Here is a 7,633-nt window from a genome sequence, read left to right as displayed (position 1 = left end):
GATTCGCCAGGCGCTCTCCGTACAACCTCGTTTTCCCAGTCCCTCAGGTCCGGGTCGGTGTCCGTGTCGCTCTGACCTGGAATAAGTTACGCGAACCTGTCACCGAATGCCAAATCGCCTGGTCAGAGCGCATGAACGGCGTACTTTGCGTGAACATCCGGTGCCGGGGGACCCCGTCAGGGCATCTCCACCGTCTCCGCTCGTGCGATCTCCCCGATCGCGGCCCGGATGTACCCGATGGACGGCACGTCGGCGGTTGCCAGGAGATCGGCGATCACCAGGATCGCGCTGCGCAGGTAGTCGGCCTGACCGATCCGTTGCGCGTCGTCGCTCATCTCCGTGAGTCCGAGCGAACCGGTGAGAACAGCAGCCAACGCCGTGACGTCGAGCCCGGGCAGCCAGGCGAGTGCCGCGCCGGCGACCCGCGTCAGCGCGTCCTGGATGTCGTCCCCCGAGAAACCGTCGGGATGCAGATCCTCGAGCAGCGCACGCACGACACCGGCGTGCACGAGGGTCACCTGCTCGAACGGCAGGGCGATCAGTTCTTCCACGGCCTCACCGAGCTGGTCGGCGGAGGCGGCGCGGGCGGCGGTCAGGGCGACGTCGGTGGCGACGGCGATCTGCCGCGCGGTCGTCGGCCATTCGCTGGGCCAGCCGTCGGGTCGCGACATCGTCGTCACACCGCCGCGCTCAGTGCGACGGAGAGCGGCACCGCCGTCAGGCAGAGGACGGCCGTGACGAGCAGACCGATCACGAGCCGCTTGTCCCACTTTCCCCGCGCGCCGCTCGCCGCGAGGACGAACAGGACGAAGCCGATACAGACGGAGACGATGGTGACGATGACAGGCGTGGAGACCATGACTGGATTGTGCCTCAGTCGCCGGTGAGCAGGACTTCCGCCAGGTGCATCCCGCGTCGGTCGGTCAGATCACCGATCTGGGTCCGGCACGAATACCCGTCCGCGAGGATCACCGCGTCCCGTCCGGCGCTCGCGACCGCCGGCAACAACTGATGCTCGGCGATCGCGACGGAGACGTCGTGGTGGCCCCGCTCCACCCCGAAGTTCCCCGCGAGTCCGCAGCACCCGCCGAGCCGCTCCACCCGCGCACCGGCCCGGCGCAGCAGGGCCGCGTCGGTGCCCCACCCCATCACCGCGTGGTGGTGGCAGTGCGGTTGCGCGACGACCGCGGTACCGGACAGGTCCGGCGGCGCCCAGCCGTCCCGGTCGGTGAGCAGTTCGGCGAGGGTGGCGGTGGAGTCGGCGACGCGTCGCGCCTCGTCGGTGCCGAGCAGGTCCACGCCGTCGGACCGCAGGACCGCCGTGCACGACGGTTCCATCCCCACGATCGGTACCCCTTCCCCCGCCAACGCGGTGACGGTGCGGCCGAGGATCCGTCTGGCGGCGTCGAGCTGACCGGTCGTGATCCAGGTCAGTCCGCAGCACTGTCTCTTCGCAGTCAGTCGGGGCCGGAAGCCGGCGTCCTCCAGGACGCGGACGGTCGCGATCCCGACCTCGGGCGTGAAACGGTCGGTGAAGGTATCGACGAACAGCACCACCGGGTCACCGGTGGTACGGCGATCGGCGGCGGTGGCGGCGAACCAGCGTCGGAACGAGACGGGCGCGAACTGCGGGATGTTCCGCCGGCGGTCCGCGCCCCCGAGCGTCAACGCGGCCGACGCGACACCTGGCAACCGGGTCATCGCGTTCACGAGACGAGGTGCCCGGCCGGCGAGCGCGGCCCACCGCGGCAGCCACCCCAACGAATAGTGCGAGACCGGACGCAGGCGCCCCCGGTAACTCTGGTGCAGGACCTCCGACTTGTAGGAGGCCATGTCGACGCCCGTCGGGCAGTCGGACCCGCAACCCTTGCACGACAGACACAGGTCGAGGGCGTCGTGCACCTCCGGCGATCGCCACCCCTTACTGACAAGGCTGCCGTTCACCATCTCTTGAAGGACGCGGGCGCGTCCACGCGTCGAGTCCTTCTCCTCCCGCGTCGCCACATAGGAGGGACACATCACGCCCCCGGTGCCGGTGGTGTCGGCGCGACACTTCCCGACGCCGGTGCAGCGGTGCACGGCCTGGGAGAAGTCGCCGTCGTCGTTGCGGTAGGCCAGGGCGAGGTTCGTGCGCAGCGGGGACGTCTGCGGGACGCGCAGGTCGGCGTCGACCGGACTCGGATCCACCAGGACACCCGGGTTGAGGAGGTTGTCGGGGTCGAAGACGTGTTTGACGGCGCCGAACAGACGCAGCGCGTCGGGCGAGTACATGAGCGGCAGCAACTCGCTGCGCGCGCGGCCGTCGCCGTGCTCCCCCGACAGCGACCCGCCGCACCTTGCCACCAGTTCGGCGGCGGCGACCAGGAAGCGTCGGAAGACGTCGGTGCCGGACGGCCGATCCAGCGGCAGGTCCAGGCGGATGTGCAGGCAGCCGTCGGCGAAGTGCCCGTACGGCAGTCCGGTGAGGCCGAACTCGGTGAGCAGGGCCTCGAAGTCGCGCAGGTAGGGGCCCATCCGGTCGGGCGGGACGGCGGCGTCCTCCCACCCGGCGTACGCGGGCTTGCCGGCGGGACTGCGTCCGGCCAGACCCGCGCCGTCCTCCCGGATCCGCCACAGCGCCGCGGCCCGCGCCGGGTCGTCGACGACGAGGGCGTCGATCGCGCGGCAGCCGTCGGCCAACGCCCGCGCCCGATCGAGCACGTCGTCGCGGGTGTCCCCCGCGATCTCCACGAACAACCAGGCCGCCCCGCGCGGCAACGGCGGCACGGCCTGCGGTCCGCGTCGTTCGCGCACGACGTCGACCAGGCGCGAGTCGATGCCCTCGCATGCCGTCGGCCGGAAACCGAGGACGGCCTTGGCGTCGTCGCCGGCGGAGGCGATGTCGTCGTAGCCGAGCGCGACCAGCACCCGGTGCGCCGGATCCTGCACCAGACGCACGGTGGCCTGCGTGACGATCCCGAGCGTGCCCTCGCTGCCGACGAGGAACCTCACGACGTCGAAGCCGTTCTCCGGCAGCAGGTGCTCCAGGCCGTACCCCGACGCCTGGCGTCCGAAGCGGCCGAATTCGGTTCGGATGGTTGCCAATCCGGTGCGCGTGACGTCACGCAGGCGATCGAGCAGCGGGGTGTCGGTCGCCGCCGGCAGCGACAGCGCCTCCCCCGCGCCGGTGAGGAGCTCGAGCCCCACGACATTGTCGGAGGTGCGGCCGTACCCGAGAGTTCTTGCACCGCAGGCATTGTTGCCGATCATCCCGCCGATGGTGCAGCGGTTGTGGGTGGACGGATCGGGCCCGAACCGTAGGCCGTGCGGAGCCGCGGCCCGCTGCAGGACGGCCTGCACGACACCGGGTTCGACGACGGCGGTGCGACGGTCGGGATCGACGCCGAGGACCCGGCCCAGGTGGCGACTGAAGTCGAGGACCACGCCCGGACCGACCGCGTTGCCCGCGACCGACGTCCCGGCACCGCGCGCCGTGATCGGAACACCCTCGGCACGGCACACGTCGAGCACCGTCGCGACCTCGTCGATCGCACGCGGAAACACCACGGTGGTGGGCGGTACCCGGTACAGCGAGGCGTCCGACGAATACATCGCGCGGGTGGTGCCGTCGTCGCGGACGTCCCACACCCCAGCGCGGCGCAGCGCGTCGGAGATCGGCGTCCAGTCCGGCATAGGTGCAGCCTAGTGCTGCGCCGTGAGCACCACCGGGCCGTCGTCGGTGATCGCGACGCTGTGCTCGCTGTGCGCGGCGCGGGCGCCGGTGATCGTTTGCAGGGTCCAGCCGTCGGCGCCGTGCCGATAGTCGTCGGAGCCGTCGGCGATGAGCATCGGTTCGATCGCGAGGACCAGGCCGGGGCGCAAGCGCATGCCTCGGCCTGCGCGGGCCTCGTTGGGCACGTCCGGAGACTCGTGCATGACCCGGCCGATGCCGTGACCACCGTGGTCGGCGAGCAGGCCGTAACCCTGGTCTCGGGCGTAGTCACCGATCGCGGCGCCGACGTCGCCGAGACGGTTTCCGGGCTGCGCGGCGGCGATACCGCGCCGCAGCGCCTCGTCGGTGGCAGCGACGAGCGCCTCGTCCGCGGATGCCGCGGTACCGACGACGAAACTGATCGCCGCGTCGCCGCACCAGCCGTCGAGTTTCGCGCCGCAGTCGATGCTCACCAGGTCGCCGTCACGCAGCCGGTAGTCCGACGGGATACCGTGCACGACAGCATCATTGACGCTCGCGCAGATCACGCCCGGAAACGGGAACGGCGCCCAGTTCGGGTGGTAGTCCAGGAACACCGGCGCGGCGCCCGCATCGGCGATGACCTTCGCGGCTACCGCATCGAGATCGAGCAGACTCACCCCGATCCCCGCGTGCGCCCGCGCCGCCGCGAGAGCGTCGGCGACGACACGTCCCACCCGCTTCATCGCATCGATCTCGGTTGCAGTCTTCAGTTCGACCATGATTCGCCCTCTTGTTCGGTGTTGCGAATAACTATACCGGTATTACTATAGGCATCATGGTGCGCGTGCCGCTGACGGCGGAAGAACTGGAACGGGGACGGCGACTCGGCGAGCTGCTGCGATCGGCGCGCGGCGACGCGAGCATGGTGCAGGTCGCGCTGGATGCGGACATCTCGGTGGAGACGCTGCGCAAGATCGAGACCGGACGCATCGCGACGCCGGCGTTCTTCACGATCGCCGCCGTCGCACGCGTCCTCGACATCTCCCTCGACCGCATCGCCGCAGCCCTCGGGGACGAGTCCGTCAATCCGGATCGGGCGCCTCGGCGCGCATCTTGATGCGTTCGAGTCGGCGATCCCAGCCGGTCGCGATCCGCTCGAGCTGAAGAGCCGCCTCGCTCAACCGTGCGCCGACGGCGACGAATCGCACCTCCCGGCCGTCACGTTCGGCCTCCACCAGTCCCACCTCCTGCAGCACCGCGAGATGTTTCGCGATCGCCTGCCGCGACACCGGGAGCTCGCGCGCGAGCGCCGACGCCGACGCCGACGACCGCCCGAGCCGGAGCAGGATGCTCCAGCGGGTGTCGTCGGCGAGGGCCGCGAACACGACGGGCGGATCGAGGGCTTCACCCGACCGCATCGACCGCCTCCTCCGTATGACGCTTCGCGAGGGCCATCTCGGCGCGCCAGCCTTCGACGTGGCTGTCGTACCGGCTGCGCCGCTCCTCCGCACTCTCCGGCAACGACGCGAACCCGCTCTCTGCGACCCGCAACACGACGCTCGTCGGTGAGGTCTCCTCGATCCGGAACTCCACCAACGTCGACGGCCCGTCCGGCGCGTCGACGTCGGTGAGCCAACGGAACGCCGCGTAGCGGGGCTCGTCCAGTTCCATCGTCGCGAACGCGAACGCGCCGTGATCGGGATCGTGGACGACGTCCAGGTCGCCGCGACGCTCGACGCGATGCGGCACGATCTGCTCGTCGTTGATGTACCAGCCCGGTTCACTCACGAGCTTCCACACTCGCGCAGCCGGGGCGTCGATCGCGATCTCGCGCTCAATTCGATCCAACTCGTCCATCGGTTCCATCCCTCCGGTCGTTCAGATTTATCTGCAACTCCAGAGTTGCAGATCGCGCGGGGCGATGCAACCCCCAAGTTGCACATCAACCGGGAGGGATCGGGATGGTCCGCCGGCCCGGGTCCCGCTGTCCGCTATGCCCGCTACGTGTTCCAGGACGGTTTCTTCTCACAGGTGGCACCCAGCTAGCTGCGGTAATGTCGCGTCCGGCCAACTGACGGCTGCGAGGCGCCCCGCCCCTTCCGTCCAGCGACGCGAAAGGGGCGATGTGAGCGAGACCCTGCAACTGTCAGACGGGAACATCTCGTCCGCACCGACTCCCACTGCGCAGACAACCGTCGCTCCCACCCGCTCCCGGCGGATCCGGATCGCGCCCGCCGACTTCGTCGCCACCGTCTCGTTCCTCGCGCTCGCGGTGTTCGTCCTAGGACGCCAGTGGAAGCACCTCGGCGACGGATACCTGGTCCGCAGCGGCCAGGACCAGACCATGTGGGAGTGGTTCTTCGCGGTCACTGCGCACTCGCTCGTCAACCTCGAGAGTCCCGGGAAGATACTGTCGAGCACGCTGCAGAACTATCCGCTCGGCGTGAACCTGATGGCCAACACCGCAATGTTCGGCGTCAGCATCCCGCTCGCCCCCGTCACGCTGCTGTTCGGGCCCACCGTCACCTTCACGCTCGCACTCACGCTGGGCCTGGCCGGCACCGCCACCGCCTGGTACTGGGTGCTGTCGCGGTACGTGGTGCAGTCCCGGTTCGCGGCCGCGGTGGGCGGCGTCGTGTGCGGCTTCGCGCCGGCGATGATCTCGCACACCAACGGTCACCCCAATTTCGTCGCGCTGTTCCTGCTGCCGTTCATCGCGCTGCTGGTCATCCGCCTCGGCAGCGGCGAGCGCCTGATCCGCAACGGCGTCATGCTCGGCCTGGCCGTCGCCTACCAGATCTTCCTGGGCGAGGAACCTCTGCTGATCTACGCGATCGCCTTCACGATCTTCGGAATCGCTTACGGTGCATCCCATCCCGGCAAGGCGGTCGCCGCCGTCCGGCGCGGTTTCAAGGGGCTGTGCGTCGCCGGCGCCGTCACACTCGCGATCGTCGCGATCCCGCTGTGGTGGCAGTTCCTCGGACCACAGAGCTACCACTCGATCGAACACGGGCCGGTCGGCAACGACGTCAACGCGTTCACCCGCTTCCCCACCCAGTCGCTCGCCGGCGGTCCGGGATCGGCTGCGGGCCTGTCGATGAACGCCACCGAGGAGAACGCCTTCTTCGGCTGGCCGCTGCTCCTGCTCGCCGCGATGACCGCAGTGTGGCTGTGGCGCCTGCCGATGGCCCGCGCCGCCGCCGCGACGGCTGTCGTCATGGGCGTGCTTTCTATGGGCGTCGAACTGACCGTCGCACACACCGAGACCGGCATCACGCTTCCGTGGTCGTGGTTCGCGAAACTGCCACTGCTCGAATCGGTCCTGGAATCACGCTTCGCGATGGGGTGCATCCCCGCCATCGCGATCCTCCTGGCACTGGGCACCGACCGCGCGATCGCCGCCGGACGCACCGGACAGCGGTCGACGACCCTGCTGTGGCTGGGCTGGCTGGCCGTCGCCCTGCTCCCCCTCGCCCCGGCCCCGCTCGACGTCGCCAAGCGCGCCCCCGCGCCGGCGTTCTTCGCGGACGGCACGTGGCGGTCGTACGTCTCCGACGGATCCGTCGTCACCGTTCCGCTGCCGCGGCCCGAGGACGCCAAGGCCCTGCAATGGCAGGTGGGCCAGCGCTTCGGGTATCCCATCGCCGGAGGCTACTTCGTCGGGCCGGCCGGACCGGAGGACAAGGGCAAGTACGGTCCCGACGACCGTCCGACCGCTCTGCTCCTCGGCAAGACCCAGAGCACCGGGCAGGCCCCGGTGATCGACGACACCACCCGCGCGACCGCGCTCGAGGACCTGCGGTTCTGGAACGCGGACGTCGTGGTGCTGCCACCCGGCAAGAACCAGCAGGCCCTGCTCACCACCGTGAACCGGCTGCTCGGCGTCGACGGACGATGGGTGGACGGCGTCTGGGCCTGGGACGTGCGGAATCTGACCTGACCGGGCGGCTCACCTAGAGT

At 69.9% G+C, this 7,633-nt stretch carries 8 protein-coding genes; 2 read left to right on the top strand and 6 right to left on the bottom strand.

The genetic code is table 11. The features are described from left to right. Positions 1-176 precede the first annotated feature (176 nt). Genes J2X34_RS26380 through map form a run of 4 tightly spaced genes read right to left on the bottom strand, consistent with a single transcriptional unit; the run spans position 177 to position 4,452 of the window. A complete protein-coding gene (locus J2X34_RS26380; protein ID WP_429520164.1) occupies positions 177-671 on the bottom strand; it encodes a hypothetical protein in 495 nt (164 codons plus the stop codon). Positions 672-676: 5 nt separating this feature from the next. Beyond that, the gene (locus tag J2X34_RS26375; RefSeq protein WP_114724545.1) at positions 677-859 is read right to left on the bottom strand and encodes a hypothetical protein; all 183 of its coding nucleotides are present in this window, start codon (positions 857-859) and stop codon (positions 677-679) included. A gap of 14 nt (positions 860-873) precedes the next feature. Then, entirely contained in the window at positions 874-3,672 is a 2,799-nt protein-coding gene (locus J2X34_RS26370; RefSeq protein WP_429520163.1) for an FAD-binding and (Fe-S)-binding domain-containing protein, read from the bottom strand. Between the two features lie 9 nt (positions 3,673-3,681). Beyond that, positions 3,682-4,452, bottom strand: a complete 771-nt coding sequence (gene map / locus J2X34_RS26365) for a type I methionyl aminopeptidase (RefSeq protein WP_429520162.1) — start codon at positions 4,450-4,452, stop codon at positions 3,682-3,684. 56 nt (positions 4,453-4,508) lie between these two features. On the opposite strand from map, the gene J2X34_RS26360 reads away from it, so the two are divergent. After that, positions 4,509-4,790 carry a helix-turn-helix domain-containing protein gene (locus J2X34_RS26360; protein WP_114724548.1) on the top strand — a complete coding sequence of 94 codons (282 nt, stop codon included), beginning with the start codon at positions 4,509-4,511 and terminating at the stop codon, positions 4,788-4,790. Here J2X34_RS26360 and J2X34_RS26355 read toward each other — a convergent pair. Together J2X34_RS26355 and J2X34_RS26350 are read right to left on the bottom strand one after the other, a co-directional pair. Continuing rightward, entirely contained in the window at positions 4,756-5,091 is a 336-nt protein-coding gene (locus tag J2X34_RS26355; RefSeq protein ID WP_114724549.1) for an ArsR/SmtB family transcription factor, read from the bottom strand. The two genes, J2X34_RS26360 and J2X34_RS26355, sit on opposite strands and share 35 nt — an antisense overlap. After that, on the bottom strand, positions 5,078-5,530 hold the full coding sequence (locus tag J2X34_RS26350; protein ID WP_254622729.1) for an ATPase: 453 nt from the start codon (positions 5,528-5,530) through the stop codon (positions 5,078-5,080). Before J2X34_RS26350 ends, J2X34_RS26355 begins: the two co-directional genes overlap by 14 nt. Before the next feature lie 280 nt (positions 5,531-5,810). Here J2X34_RS26350 and J2X34_RS26345 point away from each other — a divergent pair, with 280 nt between their 5' ends. Beyond that, positions 5,811-7,613 carry a glycosyl transferase gene (locus tag J2X34_RS26345; RefSeq protein ID WP_429520166.1) on the top strand — a complete coding sequence of 601 codons (1,803 nt, stop codon included), beginning with the start codon at positions 5,811-5,813 and terminating at the stop codon, positions 7,611-7,613. Positions 7,614-7,633: the final 20 nt, after the last annotated feature.

The organism is Rhodococcus sp. BE178 (assembly GCF_050433545.1).
GTDB lineage: Bacteria > Actinomycetota > Actinomycetes > Mycobacteriales > Mycobacteriaceae > Prescottella.
The sequence above is the reverse complement of the archived record's forward strand: the minus strand, read 5'-3'. Positions and strand labels throughout refer to the sequence as shown.

Excerpts from the sequence above, each read along its gene's own strand:
- J2X34_RS26360 (WP_114724548.1), top strand. The coding sequence starts at position 4,509 with ATGGTGCGCGTGCCGCTGACGGCGGAAGAACTGGAACGGGGACGGCGA.
- J2X34_RS26380 (WP_429520164.1), bottom strand. The coding sequence starts at position 671 with ATGTCGCGACCCGACGGCTGGCCCAGCGAATGGCCGACGACCGCGCGG.
- J2X34_RS26375 (WP_114724545.1), bottom strand. The coding sequence starts at position 859 with ATGGTCTCCACGCCTGTCATCGTCACCATCGTCTCCGTCTGTATCGGC.
- J2X34_RS26350 (WP_254622729.1), bottom strand. The coding sequence starts at position 5,530 with ATGGACGAGTTGGATCGAATTGAGCGCGAGATCGCGATCGACGCCCCG.
- map (WP_429520162.1), bottom strand. The coding sequence starts at position 4,452 with ATGGTCGAACTGAAGACTGCAACCGAGATCGATGCGATGAAGCGGGTG.
- J2X34_RS26370 (WP_429520163.1), bottom strand. The coding sequence starts at position 3,672 with ATGCCGGACTGGACGCCGATCTCCGACGCGCTGCGCCGCGCTGGGGTG.
- J2X34_RS26355 (WP_114724549.1), bottom strand. The coding sequence starts at position 5,091 with ATGCGGTCGGGTGAAGCCCTCGATCCGCCCGTCGTGTTCGCGGCCCTC.